18 protein-coding genes and 1 pseudogene are annotated in these 18,365 nt (G+C 69.0%); 11 read left to right on the top strand and 8 right to left on the bottom strand.

The window, feature by feature from the left end:
• The first annotated feature begins 9 nt into the window (after positions 1–9).
• Complete coding sequence (locus ABT313_RS17270; RefSeq protein WP_350854037.1) at positions 10–1,788, top strand: S9 family peptidase; 1,779 nt, start codon at positions 10–12, stop codon at positions 1,786–1,788.
• On the opposite strand, the gene ABT313_RS17275 is transcribed toward ABT313_RS17270, so the two are convergent.
• From ABT313_RS17275 to ABT313_RS17285, 3 genes are all read right to left on the bottom strand, one after another.
• Positions 1,760–2,668 carry a S66 peptidase family protein gene (locus tag ABT313_RS17275; RefSeq protein WP_350854040.1) on the bottom strand — a complete coding sequence of 303 codons (909 nt, stop codon included), beginning with the start codon at positions 2,666–2,668 and terminating at the stop codon, positions 1,760–1,762. The genes ABT313_RS17270 and ABT313_RS17275 overlap by 29 nt on opposite strands.
• 10 nt (positions 2,669–2,678) lie before the next feature.
• The gene (locus ABT313_RS17280; RefSeq protein WP_350854043.1) at positions 2,679–6,044 is read right to left on the bottom strand and encodes a phosphodiester glycosidase family protein; all 3,366 of its coding nucleotides are present in this window, start codon (positions 6,042–6,044) and stop codon (positions 2,679–2,681) included.
• Positions 6,045–6,122: 78 nt separating this feature from the next.
• Positions 6,123–6,782, bottom strand: a complete 660-nt coding sequence (locus tag ABT313_RS17285; protein WP_350854046.1) for a response regulator — start codon at positions 6,780–6,782, stop codon at positions 6,123–6,125.
• Positions 6,783–6,937: 155 nt separating this feature from the next.
• Here ABT313_RS17285 and ABT313_RS17290 point away from each other — a divergent pair, with 155 nt between their 5' ends.
• From ABT313_RS17290 to ABT313_RS17300, 3 genes are read left to right on the top strand one after another with little or no spacing between them, the layout of a single operon-like run.
• Complete coding sequence (locus tag ABT313_RS17290) at positions 6,938–7,474, top strand: hypothetical protein (protein ID WP_350854048.1); 537 nt, start codon at positions 6,938–6,940, stop codon at positions 7,472–7,474.
• A gap of 13 nt (positions 7,475–7,487) precedes the next feature.
• Positions 7,488–8,645, top strand: coding sequence for a sensor histidine kinase (locus ABT313_RS17295; RefSeq protein ID WP_350854051.1), 1,158 nt, complete (start codon positions 7,488–7,490; stop codon positions 8,643–8,645).
• A 5-nt stretch (positions 8,646–8,650) separates the two neighbouring features.
• Positions 8,651–9,772 (top strand): sensor histidine kinase, encoded by a 1,122-nt coding sequence (locus tag ABT313_RS17300; protein WP_350854053.1) that lies wholly within the window; start codon positions 8,651–8,653, stop codon positions 9,770–9,772.
• Here the strand turns inward: ABT313_RS17300 and ABT313_RS17305 are convergent.
• The gene (locus ABT313_RS17305) at positions 9,765–10,088 is read right to left on the bottom strand and encodes a rhodanese-like domain-containing protein (RefSeq protein ID WP_350854056.1); all 324 of its coding nucleotides are present in this window, start codon (positions 10,086–10,088) and stop codon (positions 9,765–9,767) included. The two genes, ABT313_RS17300 and ABT313_RS17305, sit on opposite strands and share 8 nt — an antisense overlap.
• A gap of 124 nt (positions 10,089–10,212) precedes the next feature.
• Here ABT313_RS17305 and ABT313_RS17310 point away from each other — a divergent pair, with 124 nt between their 5' ends.
• Both ABT313_RS17310 and ABT313_RS17315 read left to right on the top strand, forming a co-directional pair.
• Positions 10,213–11,049 carry a hypothetical protein gene (locus ABT313_RS17310; protein ID WP_350854059.1) on the top strand — a complete coding sequence of 279 codons (837 nt, stop codon included), beginning with the start codon at positions 10,213–10,215 and terminating at the stop codon, positions 11,047–11,049.
• A 74-nt stretch (positions 11,050–11,123) separates the two neighbouring features.
• On the top strand, positions 11,124–12,065 hold the full coding sequence (locus ABT313_RS17315; protein WP_350854062.1) for a trypsin-like serine peptidase: 942 nt from the start codon (positions 11,124–11,126) through the stop codon (positions 12,063–12,065).
• On the opposite strand, the pseudogene ABT313_RS17320 reads toward ABT313_RS17315, so the two are convergent.
• Together ABT313_RS17320 and ABT313_RS17325 are read right to left on the bottom strand one after the other, a co-directional pair.
• Positions 12,058–12,261, bottom strand: a pseudogene (locus tag ABT313_RS17320) (DUF2871 family protein); the annotation flags it as partial. The gene ABT313_RS17315 and the pseudogene ABT313_RS17320 overlap by 8 nt on opposite strands.
• A gap of 62 nt (positions 12,262–12,323) precedes the next feature.
• On the bottom strand, positions 12,324–13,181 hold the full coding sequence (locus ABT313_RS17325) for a DNA-formamidopyrimidine glycosylase family protein (RefSeq protein WP_350854064.1): 858 nt from the start codon (positions 13,179–13,181) through the stop codon (positions 12,324–12,326).
• Between the two features lie 102 nt (positions 13,182–13,283).
• Between ABT313_RS17325 and ABT313_RS17330 the strand changes: the two genes are divergently transcribed.
• Complete coding sequence (locus ABT313_RS17330) at positions 13,284–13,424, top strand: hypothetical protein (RefSeq protein ID WP_166678253.1); 141 nt, start codon at positions 13,284–13,286, stop codon at positions 13,422–13,424.
• On the opposite strand, the gene ABT313_RS17335 is transcribed toward ABT313_RS17330, so the two are convergent.
• Positions 13,418–14,242, bottom strand: a complete 825-nt coding sequence (locus ABT313_RS17335; RefSeq protein ID WP_350854068.1) for a class I SAM-dependent methyltransferase — start codon at positions 14,240–14,242, stop codon at positions 13,418–13,420. The genes ABT313_RS17330 and ABT313_RS17335 overlap by 7 nt on opposite strands.
• Positions 14,243–14,336: 94 nt before the next feature.
• On the opposite strand from ABT313_RS17335, the gene ABT313_RS17340 reads away from it, so the two are divergent.
• Positions 14,337–15,515, top strand: coding sequence for a DUF418 domain-containing protein (locus tag ABT313_RS17340; RefSeq protein WP_350854071.1), 1,179 nt, complete (start codon positions 14,337–14,339; stop codon positions 15,513–15,515).
• Here ABT313_RS17340 and ABT313_RS17345 read toward each other — a convergent pair.
• Positions 15,503–15,766 carry a hypothetical protein gene (locus tag ABT313_RS17345; protein WP_350854074.1) on the bottom strand — a complete coding sequence of 88 codons (264 nt, stop codon included), beginning with the start codon at positions 15,764–15,766 and terminating at the stop codon, positions 15,503–15,505. The genes ABT313_RS17340 and ABT313_RS17345 overlap by 13 nt on opposite strands.
• Positions 15,767–15,848: 82 nt before the next feature.
• Here ABT313_RS17345 and ABT313_RS17350 point away from each other — a divergent pair, with 82 nt between their 5' ends.
• The 3 genes from ABT313_RS17350 to ABT313_RS17360 all read left to right on the top strand — a co-directional run bounded on the left by ABT313_RS17350 (position 15,849) and on the right by ABT313_RS17360 (position 18,346).
• Positions 15,849–16,802: a helix-turn-helix domain-containing protein gene (locus ABT313_RS17350; protein ID WP_350854076.1), complete on the top strand. Its 954-nt coding sequence runs from the start codon at positions 15,849–15,851 to the stop codon at positions 16,800–16,802.
• On the top strand, positions 16,802–17,218 hold the full coding sequence (locus ABT313_RS17355; protein WP_350854079.1) for a GNAT family N-acetyltransferase: 417 nt from the start codon (positions 16,802–16,804) through the stop codon (positions 17,216–17,218). The genes ABT313_RS17350 and ABT313_RS17355 overlap by 1 nt, the downstream gene beginning before the upstream one ends.
• Before the next feature lie 78 nt (positions 17,219–17,296).
• Entirely contained in the window at positions 17,297–18,346 is a 1,050-nt protein-coding gene (locus ABT313_RS17360; RefSeq protein ID WP_350854082.1) for an acyltransferase family protein, read from the top strand.
• The last annotated feature ends 19 nt before the right edge of the window (positions 18,347–18,365 follow it).

Consider the following 18,365-nt stretch of genomic DNA (forward strand, 5'->3'; position numbering starts at 1 on the left):
GATGAACGGGTGCTGCTGACGACGCTGTTCTCCTTGCCCACCACGATGGCCCTCGATGTGGACGACGAGGGCCGGATGCTCGTGCTGTATGACGGCACCGGCACCCGCCAGGTCAACGAAGTCGCACCGGACGGGTCCTGGCGAGCGCTCACCGACCTTGGTGACACCTGCCGCGGCGCTCGGTTCGTTCCAGGCAGCAGCCAGGTCGTCATCGAGCACGACACCGGCGGCGACGAGCGCAGTCAGCTCTCCGTGGTCGACCTCGACGAGCCCGGTCTGCCCCAGCTGACCCCACTGGTCCACGACGCGGAGCACATCCACAACCTGGTCGCCGCCCGGACCGGACGAGTGCTCTACACGACGAACCGCCGCAACGGCGTCGACTTCGACCTGGTCACGCGCGATCTGGCCACCGGTCGCGACACCGTCCTGTACGACGAGGGCGGCTGGGTGATGGGTGTCAGCGCGTCCCCGGACGACAAGTGGGTCGTCCTGATGAAGGCGAGCACCCCGGCTAACTCGATGCAGCTGCTACTGGTCGAGACGTCGAGCCGCTCCGTCACCGAGCTCACCGCAGAGGACGCGCACAACGACCAGGGCACCGTCGCCTGGCTCCCGGATTCGTCGGCGTTCCTGGTGTCGACAAACGCGGACCGCGACCGCATGGCCCTCCGCCGGTACGACGTGGCCGACGCGGCGTGGAGCGACGCACTCGTGGATGACGCTCGCGACCTGGCTGGGTGGCCCTCACCGAATGGCGAGCAGATGCTGGTCGCCGCGCTGGAGGACGGCGAGGTGACGCTGGCGCTGCACCGGTTGGAGGATGGCTCGCTGATCGCGCCGCTCGACCTGCCCGCCGGCGGTGTGGCCGCGTTGTCGATGGCAACTCCGGATCCGATCTGGTCGTCCGACGGCTCGTTCGCGGCCATTACCTACAACTCGCCGGTCACGCCGCCGACCGTGTACCGGTTTGTCCCGAGCGGTGAGCTGACGGCAGTTCGACCGGTAGAGGTCCCCGTCGACCTGAGCCATCCGGAAAGCCTGCGGGTGCCGTCGTTCGACGGCGAGCAGGTGCCGGTGTTTGTCTTCCGGCCAACCGCTGCCGACCTGGGCTCGACCGTCGTCCATGTGCATGGCGGTCCGGAGGGTGCGGCGCTGCGGATCTGGAGCCCGATCATCGCGGCGCTGGCCGGCGAGGGGCACACGGTCATCGTGCCGAACGTCCGCGGCTCGGCTGGATACGGCAAGCGCTGGTACACGCTCGACGACCGGCAACTGCGCCTCGACTCCGTCAAGGACCTGGCCGCGATCAACGCCTGGTTGCCGACCATCGGCGGCGACCCGAAGCGAGCCGCGCTGTGGGGCGGTTCGTACGGCGGGTACATGGTGCTGGCCGGCGTCGCGTTCCAGCCGGACCTGTGGGCAGCCGGTGTGGACATCGTCGGAATCGCTTCGCTGGTGACGTTCCTGGAGAACACCTCGGACTACCGGCGCGCCATGCGCGAGCGCGAGTACGGCTATCTCGCCACCGACCGCGAGTTCCTGGAGTCAGCCAGCCCGCTCAGCCGGGTCGACGACATCCGGGCGCCGCTGTTCGTCATCCACGGCGCCAACGACCCGCGCGTGCCGTTGTCGGAGGCAGAGCAGATCACCGAGGCCCTGACGAACCGCGGCGTGCCGTGCCAACTGCTGGTCTACCCCGACGAGGGCCACGGCCTCGCCAAACTCAAGAACCGCCTCGACGCCTACCCGCAGGCCTTCAACTTCCTGCGAGAGCACCTGGGGTGAGAGTCGCGGCGGTCGCGTCCAAGCGCACCGGCAATCCGAGCGGTACGGCGAGGTTCAGTGCCTCATGCCCGATCGCCGCGCCCTCGACCATCGGTACGCCGAGGGGCTCGAGCCGCTCGCGGACAACGTCGAGCGGATCCTGGACGCCGCTGAAGTCGCCGATCACGAGGCCCGTCACCTGGTCGAACCACCCGGCGCGCAGCAGCTGCGTCAGCATCCGGTCCACGCGATAGCCGGCCTCGTCGACCTCCTCCAGCACGACCACACCGGCAGGAGGCGCGTACGTCGGCGTACCAACGCTGGACGCCAGCAACGCGAGGTTGCCGCCGCACAACCGGCCCTCGGCGACCCCGCCAACCACAGTGCCTGCGCCGTGGGGTGCCAGTAGGTCGGTCACCTGCGATGGCTCGAACAGCAGCGCCCGCAGCCGTTCCCGGCCGACCTCGTTCTCCAACTGCTCGACGGCAGCAGCCATCGGCCCGTGCAGCGTCACCAGACCACGTGCGTTCAGCGGCTCGTGCAGTGCGGTGATGTCGCTGAACCCGAGGAACCACTTCGGTACGGCGACCAGCTCGTCGAAGTCGACGTACTCGAGCATCCGCTGTACGCCGTACCCGCCGCGCGCGCAGAACACCGCTGCGTACTGCGGGTCCAACCACGCGTGGCGCAGGTCGAGAGCGCGCGCCTTGTCGTCCGCAGCGAGGTACTGGAACCGCTCGTGCCCGGCCAGCACCGACGGCATCACGTCGACCTCGAGACCCCACGACCGGAGGTGCTCCAAGCCGATCTGGAGGCGTGCGCCGTCCACCCGGCCAGACGGCGCCACCACAGCAACCCGATCACCACTCCGCAGTCGCTGCGGCACCACCACGTCAGTCACGCCGAGGACGCTACCAATCCACCCGCAGCGTCGTGCTCTTGGAGACGCCATTCACCGTCACACCCAACTGCGCGGTGCCCGGGTGCAGGGCGGTCAGCTGACCGGTCGCCGGATCGTACGACGCGACCGCCCAGAACGGCGCGCTCTTGGCCGGACCGATGTACATGAACGTCGAGCCCCACCAGTCCGCAGAGACCGGGAAGGTGACCGGGACCCTTCGGTCCTCCTGGACGACCGTGGCCGATGCCGCCGCGGACTGCCCACGGCGGAGCGATGCAGGCGCGGCCAGTTCGAGCGAGTCGACGTGCGGCCGCAGTTCGACCTGGAACCAGGACCGCTCCGGCGCCGACCAGTTCCGCTCGCCCGCAGGTGCGGCCGTCACGTGCGGATCGATCCCGACCAGCGCCCAGCCGGTGAAGCCGCCCGCATCCGGCGCAGCGGCCGGGCTCTTGCCCGAGTTGCCGGTCAGCGGCAGCAGCACACCGTCGGTCCGCGTCGCGGCGAACGTCCCGGCGTGCGCCGCCATGTACGCCGCGCCCTTACCCGTCGACGCGCGGAAGTCAGCCAGCCACTGGACGATCATGGCGGCTTCCTTGCGGTCGCCGAGCTGCGAGTTCTGCGTCGGCGACGGGTCGTCGATCGGGTGGTGCGCCATCACCACGACGTTCTTGATGGACGGATCGGCAGCGGCCGAGTCGAGCTGCTTGCGCAGGTCGAGGATCTGGTCGAACCCGCCGGCCCGCAGCGACCCGAGCGACGAGTCGCGCAGGATGAACCGCGTGCCCTTGTGGTCGAACGTGCTGGTCGCCGCCCCGAAGACCTTCTTCCACTCCGACAGGTCGCCGGGCCCGTAGGTCTCGTGGTTGCCGGGCACGTAGTGCACCGGCACCTTGCCGGCCACCTCTTCGTCGATGATCTGCTTGGCCAGCGCGATGTCCGGCCCGAACGCCCGGTCGACGAAGTCGCCGTTGATCACGAGGAAGTCGGGGTTCTGTGCGAGCGCCTCGCGGATCGTCCGCCGGGCCTGCTTCACGTAGTCCGAGTTCGGGTCGTCGGAGGTGAACTGCGCGTCGGACATCACCGCGAACCGCCAGCGGCCGCTCGTCTGCACAGTCCCGTCGGTGACGACCATCGGGTCGATCACCTTCGCGGGCGGCTGGAGAGTCACCGGCGGCGCGCTCCGCACGGTCAGGTCGTCGATGACGATCCGGCCCGAGTACTGCCGGGTCGGCGAGGTCTCCACGACGTAGATCCGCCAGAACCGCAGCGGGTACGTCAGCCCGGGCGGGATGTCCGCCTCGACGTACTTCCAGCCGGTCCAGTCGACCGTGGCCGCGAGGTTCAGCGTCTGCGCCGTACCGCCGGCGGCGTCGTAGGCGTTCGCCCGCAGCCACGCACCCTTGCCGTCGCCGTAGATCCAGGCGCCGAGCTTCTGCGGCTGCCCCGGCAGCGTTTGCTGCGGGGTCTGCGAGAGGTACGCCGCCCGCGTGGCCGTGCTGCCCGTCAACGAGTAGTCGAGCGCGATCGCCGGCCCGCCGTCATGGCCCTCCGCAGCGGACCGCGTCGCCGTCGCCGCGCCGACCGGTACGGCGTTCGCCGCCCACTTGGTCAGGTCGTCGAGCTTGTCGACGACTGTGCTGGTCAGGCCCGATGTCACGCTCAACTGGGTGCTCAGGGCACCGACCTTCGCTGTGATCACGGTCGAGACCGCGTCGTCGGTCAGCGTGTTCACCTCAAAGCCGTTGCGCGCGGCAACAACCTTGACGGCGGCCGGGTCGTAGCTGAGCTCGACGTCCCGCGGTTCGATCCAGGTGGAGAACCCGTCGGCGTCGTACCCGTCGACCTCGAAGAAGCCCTTCCCGGTGGAGTCGGCCAGCGAGACCTGGCGGGTCGAGGGGGCGAGGCGGGTCGGCGTACCGAGGACTGTCATCGGGAACCTTCCGTTCGCCGCGGCGCGGGTCGCGGTCACGACCACGTCGCCCGCTCGGCGGCCGGTGACGACACCGTGCTGGTCGATGCGGACGTTGCTGCCGGCGTGCCACGACGGCGTACCGGACGCGGGTGCGTAGGTCTCGTCGTACCCGGTGGCGGTGAGCACGCGGCTGAGTCCGGTGAGGACGCGGGAGCTGCGGGAGAGGTCGGCGTCGGGGCCTTCCTGGGAGGTGCCCACGGACTCGACGCGGAAGCCCTTCAGCTTGCCGGAACCCTTGACCGGTAGCAGTCCGAGACCGTTCGGGATCAGCCGCTCGCCGCCGTCGGACGGGTCGTTGACGACGTCCGGCGCGGCCTTGCCCGGCGTCCGGGCGAGCATCGTGGACGAGCCGCCGCCGTCGAGGTTCAGCGCGTCGTCAGCCCCGAGGCTGATCATCAGCTCGCCCATCTCCTTGAGCGACAGCCCGCGCGATCCGGTCGCCCGGCCGTCGACGGTCAGCAGGATCATCCGGCTGCCGTCGGCGTCGAACCCGATCGCGGTCCGCGGCGCGAGATCCGCGTCCGGTACGTCGTCGGGGACCTTGCCGTCCTTCGCGAGCTGGTAATTGCCGCTGACCGCGGCCGCGACATCGGCCGCGTCGGGACGCAGGCCGTACGCGACGTCGACGTGGTCGCCGACCTGCAGCGCGGTCAGCGCGTCGGCGCCGGCCTCGCGGCCGATCAGCGCCTGCTCACCGGCTGCCAACGGGGTGGTTGCCGGAGTGGCAGCCGACGAGACGACCACACCGTCGCGAAGGATCACCTCGCGTACGGTCGGCAGGCCGTCCACGGTCCGGGTCCGGGCCGCGTCGCCCCACTCCGGGGTGTAGAGGCCGATACCGCCGGAGTTGACGGCCGGCGAATTGAGGTTGGTCAGCTCGAGCTTGGTGGCGCCGTCGGTCACCGTGCCCTGCAGGAACAGCTCGGCGATCTTGCCCAGCCCGTCCTTGCCGATCACCGCGGTGTCGTTGTGGCCGGCGGCCGGCGCGTTCGTCAGCTTGCCGGATTCCACACCGACGCCGAGCGGCGCGGTCGTGTCGTTGATGTCGAAGAAGTCACCGTTCACACCGGCGATCGCGCCCTTACGGGCGAGCTGCTGGCTGAGCGGCTGACCGCCGGACACATGACCGCCGTTGTTGACCAGGTCGACGGTCACGCCGTGCTTGTCCAGGTCGGTGTCGAGGATGTCGCCGCGCTGCCAGCCCTTCGGGTCGAGACGCTCGAACGACGTGTAGTTCACCCCCGGCGCGACCGGGCTGTCCACCCGCGACGTCAGGACGCCGTCCTCGGCGATCGCGGCGTCCGTGATGCCTGCGGATGTCTGCCCGAGAGCGGGATTGACGAGTACGCCGGCGAGTAGGCCGCCGACGCCTACGGCTGTGGTCAGAGCACGGACGAGTGTCACAGGAGCCTCCCCAGCGGACGGACAGCTGTGACAAACTAACCTCCCACGGCCCGAATCGGAAGGTCTTTCACCTATCGTTCAGCGGCGGTTAGCGAATCCGGTCTCGTAGGCCACCACGACAGCCTGGACCCGGTCGCGGACCCCGAGCTTGGTCAGCAGCCGGGCGACGTGCGTCTTCACGGTCGTCTCGGCCACCACGAGCTCGGTCGCGATCTCGGCGTTGGACAGCCCGCGCGCGATCAACCGCAGTACGTCGAGCTCCCGGTCGGTCAGCGTGGCGAGCTCGGGCGGCAGCCCTTGAGCGACGACCGGCTCGGCGAAGCGCTCGACCAGCCGCCGGGTGATCGCAGGCTCGATCAGCGAGTCGCCGGTCGCCGCCGCGCGGACCGCCGCGATCAGACGCGTCGACGGCGAGTCCTTGAGCAGGAAGCCGGCCGCACCTGCCCGGAGCGCGCGGTAGACGTACTCGTTCTGGTCGAACGTCGTGAGCACGATGATCGTCGGCGGATCCGGCTGGCGGCGGATCTCCTCGGTCGCGGACAGCCCGTCGAGCTCGGGCATCCGGATGTCCATCAGGATCACGTCCGGCGCGGCCAGCTGGGCCTGGCGGATGGCCGCCGTACCCGTGTCGGCCTCGGCGACCACCTCGATATCGCCCTCGGCCTCCAGGATCACCCGGAACCCGGTACGCACCAGGGTCTGATCGTCGGCGACCAACACACGGATCTTCTCGGACACACGGTGATTGTGCGTCATCCGCGGGGCCGACGCCGTCATCCCTGCGGACGACGGCCGGTCCGGAGGATCGTTCTTGCGCCAGACGTGGACGACAGGCGCCGAAATCTACCTTCGCTGCATGGGGTCATAAGACCCGGGGATGAAGGGACGAACCGATGAACGAGATCTTGAAGGGGATCAGGCCCCTCGACTACGTGCTGGCCGGCCTCATGACCGCTGCCGGTGTACTGCTGATGCTCGAGAACATCACGGCCACCGATGCCGACCTGCCGCATCCGCTGTCGACGACCACGTGGGCGATGCTGCCGGTCTTCCTGCTGGTGACGCTGCCGATCCTGTGGCGCCGGCGCAACATCCTCGCGGTGGTCGGCGTCACTGCCGTCACGACGCTGGCGCACGTGCTCGCGTTCGGCTGGGTGACGCGGTGCGGCGTCGTCATCCCGCTGGGCTTCGCGCTCGCGTACGCCGTCGCGCGCTTCGCCGGCTCGTGGCTGAACCAGCTGATCGGCCTCGGGGGCGTTGTCCTGCTCGAGCTGGTGATGCTGTGGCGGGACTCGTCGATCGACACCGTGGCCAGCGCCCTGGCGATCGCACTGCCGGGGATCGCGCTCTTCTACGGGATCGGCGTACTCGTGCAGAATCGAGTCACCAAGCAGTCCGCCGCAGTTGTCCACGAGCACACGGCCGCTTGAGTAGGAGCCGGTCATGGGTGGGATCTTCACAGGGGTCAAGGTCCGCGATGGGGGGATCGCGGGCGGTCTCACCCTGCTCGGCGTCCTGTTGATGGTGGAGAACCTCCAGACCTCCGAGGCCCAGGTGCGCAACGCCATCGCGGAGGGATCGATGGTGCACGCCCAGAGCTCGCACTCGGTCTGGATGATCCCGGTGTTCGCGGCGGCGACAATTCCGGTGCTGTGGTGGCGTCGAGGCATCCTCGCCGTCGCCACGGTCGCCGTGCTGGCGATGGCTTCGCACGATCTGCTGTTCGGGTGGGTGACCCGCTGCGGTGCGGGTCTCCCGCTGGCGTTCGTGATCGCGTTCCTCGGGGCGCAGGCGTCCAAGCGGACGACCGCGTGGATCGCATGCGGCCTGAGCATCGCGCTGACCGTCCTCGTGCTGGTCGTCGACGCGACCACCGGCCCGGGCGCGATCATCCTCGCGCTGCCGATCGTCTGCATCGTGTTCGGCGTCGGGCTCGCGGCCCGTCGTCGTACGGCGCTGAACCGGGAGCTTGCGGACCGCGAGGCGGAGCTGCGGCAACTACGCGACGAGCGGGCCGCACTCGACGTCGCGGACGACCGGGCGCGACTCTCGCGGCAGCTCGACGGCTTACTGCAGGAGCGGCTGGCCGGGCTGACCACGGCGGCCGAGTCCGCGGACGGGCTGCCGCCTGCGGAAGCAAGGGCCGTACTGGAGTCGATCGAGTCCGACAGCCGGCAGACGTTGGACGACATGCGCGAGATCGTCGGGCTGCTGCGCGGCGACGATGTCGCGTTCGCCCCGACGCCTACGGTGGCTCATCTCGACACATTGCTCGCACGGCTTCGTACGGCGCACTCGCAACTGGTCGTGACCGGCGACCCACGCGCATTGCCTGCAACTGTTGAGCTTTCGGCGTACCGAATTGTCGAGCATCTCGTCACCGCGCTGGCCGATCAGGCCGATGCGCCGATCGTGGTGTCGGTGCGGTTCGAGGACGACGCGCTCGAGATCCGGGTGAACGGGCAGGTCGGCGAGGCGGCCGATCTGAAGGCGGCGGTTGCCCGGGCCAAGGAGCGTGCCAAGTTGCTGGGTGGTTCGGTCGACGTGAAGGTCACCAGGGGGCGGGCGGGCGCGATCGCCCAACTGCCGGTGGTCGGCTGAGCGACATGAACGCGGGACGCAGGCTCGAGCGGGTGGGGATCGTGGTGCTGGTCGCCGCGGCCATCGTCGTACCGACTGCGATCCACGGCTGGCCGACGTCGGTCGGCGGGAACCTGTTCACCGCGGGGCTCGTGGCGAGTGGGCTGATGCTGCTGTGGTGGCGGACCTGTCCCCGGCTGGGTGCCATCGGCGGCGGCGCGCTCCTGCTGGTGCCGGTTGCACTCAACGCGTACGGCTGGTTCCCGGATACAGCGTTCGCGATCCTCGCGCTGCTGACGCTGGTCGCGGCGCTCGGCTGGTCCGGGCGCGCGTCGTGGGTGGTTGCGGCCGGGCTGGCGGCGTACCTGGCCACTCTCTGGATCGTGCTCGGGGGCGACATCGAGGTGCCGCTCGTCATGTTCAGCGTGCCGAGCTTCCTGGCCGGCACGGTACTGCGGTTGCACCGGGAGTCGGCCGAGGCACTCGCACGGCGCGGGCGGGAGCTCGAGGAGGAACGCGAGCTGTTCGCCGAGCTCGCCGTACGGCATGAGCGGGCGCGGATCGCGTCCGAGTTGCACGACATCGTCGGGCACGCGATCAGCGTGATGGTGATCCAGGCGGCGGCCGGGCAGCGGCTCGTGGATCGGGATCCGGTCGGTACGTCGCAGGTGTTCGCCGGGCTGGCGGAGTCGGCGCGGCAGGGGCACGAGGACCTGCGGCGGCTGGTCGAGCTGCTCGGTGGTGTCGAGGTCGGCGGTCCGGACCTGTCGCTGATCGAGGAGATCGTCACGAGGGCAGCGCGGAGCGGACTGGATGTGTCGTGCCGGTTCGAGGGTTCGCGGGACGGGGTGTCGGCGCCGGTCGCGCATGCGGCGTTCCGCGTCGTACAGGAGAGTCTGACGAACGCACTGCGGTACGCACCGGGTGCTGCGGTACGAGTCGTCGTCCGTGGATCAGGTCGGGACCTGAGCGTTCGGGTAGAGAACGGCGCCCCGGTGAACGAGCGCCCGCACCTGTCGGGCACCGGCTACGGTCTTGCCGGTCTGCGTGACCGCGTCCAGGACCTGGGCGGTCAACTGACCGCCGGCCCCATCACCAACGGCTGGCGCGTCGAGGCCGTGCTCCCCGAGGGCGGACGACTCAGTTAGTGCTGACGGGACGGCCGGAGGTCTGCCAGGCGTGCATGCCGCCGTCCAGGTTGATCGCCTCGCGTCCGACCTGGTTCAGGAACTGGGTGGCCATGCCGGAACGGCCGCCGACGGCGCAGACGCAGAGCACCTTCTGGTCGAGCGGCACCTCGCCGACCCGGTCCTGCAGCTGACCGAGCGGGATGTGTACGGCGCCCTCGATGTGCCCGCGGTCCCACTCGTCCGGCTCGCGCACGTCGAGCACGAACGCCTCGGCGAGCAGTTCGTCGTCGAGCTCGGCCACGACCACCGCGGGGATCTCCTGGTTCCGGAACATGCCCCAAGCATGGCAGACCGGTGGTACCCGCAGGCGGCCGGTTCCGGAAGGCGGTTGCCCAGAGTCCGGAAAGCTATTGACACCGGGCGGGGGATTTCGGACCGTGGCTCGAAGGGAGGTTGCGGTGGCGCTGATTCAGGGGATCCCGGGAGAGTTCGAACCGCAACCCTGGGGTGAGGCAATTCTGCGGAGTCGTGAGCTCCTGCTGCTCCGGATCGCCCGCCGTCCACCCGACCACGAAGTACGCCTGCCTGGTCTGGCCACCACGCCGCTGCATGTCGTCGAGGACCACACCGGTCGTGCGCTGACCTGGCGTCAGGACGGCGACGACCTGGTCGTCCGGCTGCCCGACTCGGGCGAGGCTCCGGTCGTCCGCGTGGCGTTGCAGGGCAAGCTGCGGATCGTCCCGCCGGACACGGTCACCGCGAACGCGGACGGCGTCTGGGATCTCGCTCCGACCGGTGCGAAGGCCCACCTGGTCGCGCGCCGCCCCATGGATGTCGCCGTACGGTTCGTCGGCATGGTCGAGCCGGACAGCCAGCACCACATCCGCCTGGCCGGCCGACGGTACGCCGTGACCGGTCAGCAGCTCACCCGGACGACGATCGGCGCGTTCCCGATGCCTGCGCTTCGGGTCGTGCCACTGGCGATCCCGGTCGGCGTACGGCGGGTGCTGGTCGCCCAGGTCGGCGCGGTGCTGGCCTCGATCCACCCGGGCCGCGACGAGGTCACCGTGGTCGTGACGAACTTCGGCCGTACGACGGCGCGCGGTGAGGTCGAGCTGCCGCTGCCGTCGGGCTGGTCCGCGACCGAGCAGGCGTGGGCCTTCGACGGACTCGAGCCGGGCAGGTCCGTCGGATGGGCGACCCGGGTTGCCGGTCCACCCGGCCGGCACGAGTTGCGGGTCCGGTTGGAGGCGGGCCGACGGTCGGCTTCCTCACCGTACGTCGTCGACTTGTGACCGCTTGCATTCTGAGAGCGCTTCCCCTGTACTGGCAGTGAATCGATCTACCGCCCCGATCGAGGAGTTCACGCATGCGCAGAACCACTGTCCGCCTGCTCGCCGCCGGGATCCTGCTCGTCACCGGCGCCACCGTCGCCCCGGCCGCGGCTGACGTCATCGAACCAACAACTGCGGTACGCGCGCCCGCGCTGCCGTCGAAGGCGCCCGCCGGTGCGTTGGACGCGACCGGCTACTGGACCGCCGAGAAGCTGCGGAACGCCATCCCTGCCGACCTGCCTGCCTCTGCAAGCCCTGCAAAACAAGGGAGTTCCACCTCAAGCGGTATCGCGTCCGACCCGGTCGCACCGAAGGGCCACAAGCTCGCCAACGACGCAGTACCGAGTACCGCGGGCAAGCTGTTCTTCACCGACAACGGGCTGAACTACGTCTGCTCGGCGTCCACGATCAACAACAGCTACAAGAACCTGATCATCACCGCCGGCCACTGTGTGCACAGCGGCGCCGGGGGTGCGTGGCACTCGAACATTGTGTTCGCGCCGGCGTACTACAACGGCCAGTCCGGCTACGGCCTGTGGAACTGGAGCCAGGCGCGAACCTTCAACTCCTGGATCAACAGCAGCGACTTCACCCACGACCAGGCCTTCGTCACGCTCCAGCAGCGCAACGGCTCGAACCTGATCGACGCGGTCGGCGGGAACGGGCTGGTCTGGGGCAACGGGCAGAACCAGCCGGGCACCCGGATCTGGGGCTGGCCGGCCGAACCGCCGTACAACGGCGAGGTGCCGTACTACTGCGACGGCGACACCTACGCGTGGGGCGGTTCGGACGCGGCGCTGACCTGCTCGATGAACGGCGGCGCCAGCGGCGGACCGTGGTTGAAGGACCGGATCGACGCCAACCTCGGCTACGTCTTCGCGGTGACTTCACGCCGGACGACGAGCGGTACGCCGACCCTTCTGTCGACGCCGAACACGCCCGACGTGAAGACCATGTTCGACCAGATGACTACTTGACCGCTTCGGCCTGCTCGGTGACCTCCTTGGCGGGCAGGCGCTTGCCGAGGTTCACGAAGAAGAAGATCAGACCGAGTGTGATGACGATGTGCCCCAGGCCGGAGATGCCGTCCAGCGCGGCCCCGGCCTGGTGGCCCAGCACGGTCATCGTGCCGCGGAGGATCATCATCCCGATCGTGAGCGCGAGACCCGCGTTGTAGACCCAGAATCATGTAGACGTGTGCTGCCACGTAGATCTTCCGCATGGGCGGGAACCTACTACTTCAGCAGCTTGGACAGCCTTCGGTCGGCCAGCGGCTTGCCGCCGGTCTGGCAGGTCGCGCAGTACTGCAGGGAGGAGTCGGCGAAGCTGACCTCGCGGACGACGTCGCCGCAGATCGGGCACTTCTCGCCCTTGCGGCCGTGCACGCGCAGGCCGGACTTCTTCTCCGACTTCAGGTCCTGCACGGCGAGGCCGGCGGAGCGGTTGACGGCGTCCTGCAGGGTTTCGCGCATCGCGTCGTACAGCGTCTTGAGCTCGTCGTCCGACAGGTTCGACGCGGGTTTGAACGGGCTCATCTTTGCGACATGCAGGATCTCGTCGGAGTAGGCGTTGCCGATGCCGGCGATCACCGACTGGCTGCGCAGGACGCCCTTGAGCTGGACCCGGCCCTGGCGCTTGAGGATCTCGCTGAAGTCCTCCAGCGACAGCGTGAACGGATCCGGCCCGAGGCGCGCGATCCCCGGGACCTCGTCGACGTCGCGGACGACATAGACCGCGAGCTTCTTCTGGGTGCCGGCCTCGGTCAGGTCGAACCCTGAGCCGTCGTCCAGGACGGTCCGGAGCGCGATCGGCCCCTTGCCCGGCCGGACCAGCCCGGTGTTCTGCTCCTCTTTCCACCGCAGCCAGCCGGCGCGGGCCAGGTGGATCACCAGGTGCACGCCCTGGGCGGAGATGTCCAGGAACTTGCCGTGCCGCTGGACGTCGTCGATCAGCAGCCCGACCATCGCGGACACCGGCGGGTCGTACGTCTTCAGGGCGCTGATCGCCGTGATGTCGGCCCGCACGAACGCATGCCCGACCGCACGCTCCCGCAGGAACGTGGCGAGCGACTCCACCTCCGGCAACTCAGGCACGCTCCTAGTGTGCCTGACGCCAGGGACAGTTCCGGCGGATCACCCATGGATGGGGGTTGTGGCGGACGGTAACGTCGTGGACAACAGAGTAGGGAGGCCCTGATGGGGTTCGTGAAGACGTTGGTGAAGGGCGCTGTGGTCGCCAAGCTGGTGCAGGTCGCCCAGCGTGAGCTGAGCAAGCCGGAGAACCAGCAGAAGATCAAGCAGGCGTTCCAGAAGGTTCAGCAGCGCCGCGCTCACTGAGCCGGTCGATGGGCCTGGAGGGTGTAGGTGGCGGCCAGATGGTGCGGATTCACCGTCAGGCGCCACTCACCGTCGGCGTCCTCGGTCATCAGACCGGGCAGGGCGTCCCAGGGCGCACTGTCGTGCTCGGTGAGTGAATCGAACACCAGTCCGGCCTGCTGGACGGCGGTGATGATCTCACCGAGCCCGTGGTTCCACTCATGCGTGAGCGTGGTGGCGAACTCGACCTCGGTCTCGACGTACGTCCCGCCCTCGTCCCAGACGATCGGCTCCGCGGTCTCGAAATACGTGTAGCGCACCTCGGGGACCTCCGGACCGGCCCCCAGCGCCCACAGCATCGGGTGACCCTCGCGGATGAACAACCGCCCGCCGGGCTTCAGCAACCCGGCGACAACCTGCGCCCACCGCCGGATGTCAGGCAGCCAGCACAGCGCCCCGATCCCGGTGTAGACGAAGTCGTACGTTCCCGCCCCGAGCACCTCCACCGCGTCGTACGCGTCGGCGACGTGAAAGTCCATCACCAGCCCGAGCCGCTCGGCGAGCGACTGCGCATGCTCGACAGCAGGCGCGGAGAAGTCCAGCCCGCTCATCCGCGCCCCCAGCCGCGCCAGCGACACGGTGTCGGTGCCGATGTGGCACTGCAGGTGGACCCCGCGCAGCCCGCTCAGCTCACCGAGCCGCGGCCGGTCGAACCGCACCACCCCGCTCAGGTGCGACGGGTCCGCGAGGAATCGCTGCACGTTGTAGCCGGGTGATGCCACGTGGGCCGGCACCCGCTCGTCCCAGTTGGCCCGGTTTACGTCCCTGTAGTCGGTCACGGGTCCGAGGGTATTCGGGGGTAGAGGTAAGTCCACCCTCGAAGAGGATTCAGCGTGACTGTGTGCGGAGGGCTGGGCTGGTGTGCTGGACGGCATGAGCCAGGTACTGGATCGGACGCGTATTCAGGACATCGACGCGCTGCGTGGTTTCGCCCTGCTGGGCATCTTGGTCGTCAACATCACCTTCGCCACCTCCGGGTTCCCGATCCACGTCGCGGAGGACCCGGCGTACAGCTCCTGGCTCGACGAGTCGGTGCGCTGGCTCTCGACGGCCTTCGTGGACATGAAGTTCTACCTGCTGTTCTCGTTCCTGTTCGGCTACAGCTTCCAGTTGCAGATGGAGGCGGCGCAGCGGGTGGGCGCTGCGTTCAGGCCGCGGATGCTGCGGCGGCTGGGCGGGCTGCTGGTGATCGGCGTACTGCACGGGGTCTTCCTGATCACCGGCGACATCCTCAGCGTCTACGCGATCATCGGCCTCGTCCTGCTGGGCATGCGCCGAGTGAAGGACCGTACGGCGCTCATCGTCGCCGCCGCGATCTACGCGTACCTGTTCGTCACCCTGGCAGCCGCAGCGCTGTTCCTGGACACCACAACGATCCTCGACCCGAGTACTGCGGTCGCCGCCGCCCAGCAGACGACTGCGAACCTCGCCGGCTCGTTCAGCGACGTCATCGGCGAGCACGTTCGCGCCCTGCCGACGTACGGGCTGTCTCTGCTGACGGTGCAAGGCCCGACCACGCTGGCCGCGTTCCTGGTCGGCATGGTGCTCGGACGGCACCGGCTGCTCAAGAACCTCAACGGCACCGAGGCGGTACTGCGCCTGATCCAGCTGGTCGGCTTCACCGTCGGTATCACCGGCGGTCTGTACTACGCGTCACTCGGCGGCAACGGCGACACCAGCGGCGTACTGATCAGCGTGCTCACCGCACCGTTCCTGTCGGCCGCCTATGCCGCATCGCTGCTGCGGTTCATGCACACCGACCGCGGCGAGGACATCCGGCGCCTACTGGCACCGGCCGGTCGGATGGCCCTCTCGAACTACCTGGGGCAGTCGGTGGCGACCCTGCTGCTCTTCACCGGCGTCGGGCTCGGCCTGGTGGGCCAGGTGTCGCCACTGGAGACGATGGGCTTCGCGGTGGGGATCTTCGTCCTGCAGGTGATCCTGAGCCACGTGTGGCTCGGCAACTTCCGCTACGGCCCGGTCGAAGGAGCACTGCGGGCGGTCACGAATGCGACCGCCCCCAGCTGGCGAAGAATCGATCAGGCCGCGTGACGGCCGTGGTGCAGCCGGGCGGTGCGGATCGTGTGCACGGTCCCGGTGGTCGATACGGGCTTGTGGGCAAAGGGCTTGGCCGCTGCGCCGAGCGCCAGCAGGTCGAGCTTGGTCCGGGCCACGTCGCGGTCGTCGGCGATCCAGGTGCCCTTCGGGCCGGCCGCCGGACCGGTCGCGTGGCGCCTGTTGCTGATCTCCAGAGCTGCGATCACAGCCAGCACGAGTACTACGAAAACTACGTATCCGGTCATGGCAGTAATGATTCTACCATTGAGATTCTGCCACCAGTGGCACTATTGACATAGTTCGACAAATTCCTGCCATACTGGTCGCATGCTGCACAAGGTCGCCGTCGTACTCATGGAGGACGTCGCGCTGTTCGAGTTCGGAGTGCTCGCGGAGGTGTTCGGGCTCGACCGCACCGCCGACGGAGTGCCACCGTTCGACTTCAAGGTGTGCTCGACCACACCAGGCCGGCCGATGGACACCAGCACCTTCTCGCAGGTGATCGCGCCGTACGGGCTGGAGGAGCTCGAGGACGCCGACCTGATCGGCATCCCGGCGACCACCTGGCGGCACGAGTACGACGAGCGGGTCCTGGAGGCACTCCGCCGGGCCGAGGCCCGTGGCGCGATCCTGCTGACCGTCTGCTCCGGGGTGTACGTCCTGGGCGCGGCCGGACTGCTCGACGGCCGGCCGTGTACGACGCACTGGCGCTACACCGAAGGTTTCCAGCAGCAGTTCCCGACCGCGAAGGTCGACCCGGACGTGCTGTTCGTCGACGACGGCAACATCATCACCAGCGCCGGTACGGCGGCCGGCATCGACGCGTGCCTGCACCTGGTCCGGCGTGAGCTCGGCAGCGCGGTCGCGACCCGGATCGCCCGCCGGATGGTCGTCCCGCCGCAGCGCGACGGCGGCCAGCGCCAGTACGTCGACGTCCCGGTGCCGGAGTCGTCGGGGGAGAGCCTGCAGCCGGTGCTGGACTGGATGATCGACAACCTCACCACCGAGCACACCGTGCCCGCGCTGGCCCGGCGCGCGCAGATGTCCGAGCGGACCTTCGCCCGGCGCTTCGTCGCCGAGACCGGGACGACGCCGTTGAAGTGGGTCACCACTCAGCGCGTGCTGCGCGCCCGGACGCTGCTCGAACAGACCCGGATGGGCATCGAGCAGATCGCGTCCGAATCAGGATTCGGGACGGCGGCGTTGCTGCGTCATCACTTCCGTAGAGTGGTGGGCGTGCCGCCACAGGATTACCGCCGTACGTTCCAGACCGCCAGCTGATGGTTGCCTACCGCAACGCCCAAACGCCGGACGCCCTTGCAGTGCTGGAGTTCTGGGCCGGCGCCGCCGAGGATTCACATCGTCCACCGGACTCGGCCGATGCCGTACTGCGGCTGATCGAGCGCGATCCGGAAGCGCTGATTCTTGCCGTGGACAACGATGTTGTCGTCGGCTCGGTCATCGTCGGGTGGGACGGCTGGCGCTGCCATCTCTACCGTCTCGCGGTCGCCCCGTCGCACCGGCGGCAGGGCATCGGCCGCGAGTTGGTCGCCCAGGCCGAGGCCCGCTTCGCGTCGTACGGCGGGACGCGGGCCGACGCGATGGTCCTCGACGACAACGAGGCGGCCCACCGGGTCTGGTCGACCGCCGGGTACGCGCCGCAGCCCGAGTGGTCCCGCTGGGTGAAGCCGCTCTAACCGGAGAACGTGACGCCGCACACGTGTGGCGGGTTCGATTTGCGTCTCCACCCCAGGCTCTGGCTAGGGTCGAACGCAGTGAGTGACTCGAAACGCAGGTTGAGCTGGGACGTGGTGCGCGTCGTGGCTGTGCTCGCGGTGGTCTTCACCCACGTGACGTACCAGGGCCCGTTCCTGCACCCGGAGCTCGGCGCACCGCTCGGTCGGTACCCGTTCCAGGTCGGCGCCAGCATCCTGCTGGTGATCAGTGCGTACTTCGTCTGCGTGACGATCCGCAGAGGCTCGACGGCGCGGTGGCTGTGGCGCCGCGTGTGCCGCGTGCTCCCGCCGTACCTGGTCGCTGTGCTGTTCACTTACACGGTCGTGGTGCTGCTCGGTCCGAGCAACTGGATCCTGCCGACGCGGCGCGATCTGTGGGGCAACCTGACGCTGGCAGCCTCGTTCGACTCCAGCATCCAGCTCATCGACGGCTCGTACTGGACGCTGCCGCTTCAGTTGATGGCGTTCGCCGCGGCCGCGCTGCTGTGGCCGCGAGGCATCGGGCCGCGCATCACCACGCTGCTGTGGATCATGATCATCGCCCCGGTGGTGCTGCAGTGGAACGACCGGATCGGCCACAGTCCGCTCTGGGTCCAGCAGACGTGGAACGGTCTCGGGCTGCACCGGCTGCAGCTCTTCGCGATCGGCATCGCGATCTGGCTGTGGTCGCAGCGGCGGATCGGAGTACTGCACCTCAGCGCCCTGATCGTCGCGACCGTGTTCGCCCAGCACGCACACACCTCGGACCTTCCGTCCTCGCTGGGTATCGGGTTGCTGCTGGTCTTCGTCGCCGGCGCTGCCCGAGGGCCGGACTGGACCGCGTTCGCGCGGTTCCGCCGGCCGATCCAGTTCCTGGCCCGGATCTCGTTCGGGCTGTACCTGCTCAACCAGGTGGTCGGCTACCTGATCGCGTACCGGCTGATGGAGCTCGGGGCCGGCCGGCTGACCCAGATCGCCGGCGCGGTGGTCGGCGTGACTGTGCTGGCCTGGCTGCTGACGAAGTACGTCGAGGAGCCGGCGTTCCGCGGGTTGGCGGCGCTCCGGGTGCGCGGACTCGGCGCGCGGGCGTTCGCCTGGCTCAATACTTGACACCGGATACTCGCGAGCT

The organism is Kribbella sp. NPDC000426 (assembly GCF_040300265.1).
Classification (GTDB): Bacteria; Actinomycetota; Actinomycetes; order Propionibacteriales; family Kribbellaceae; genus Kribbella.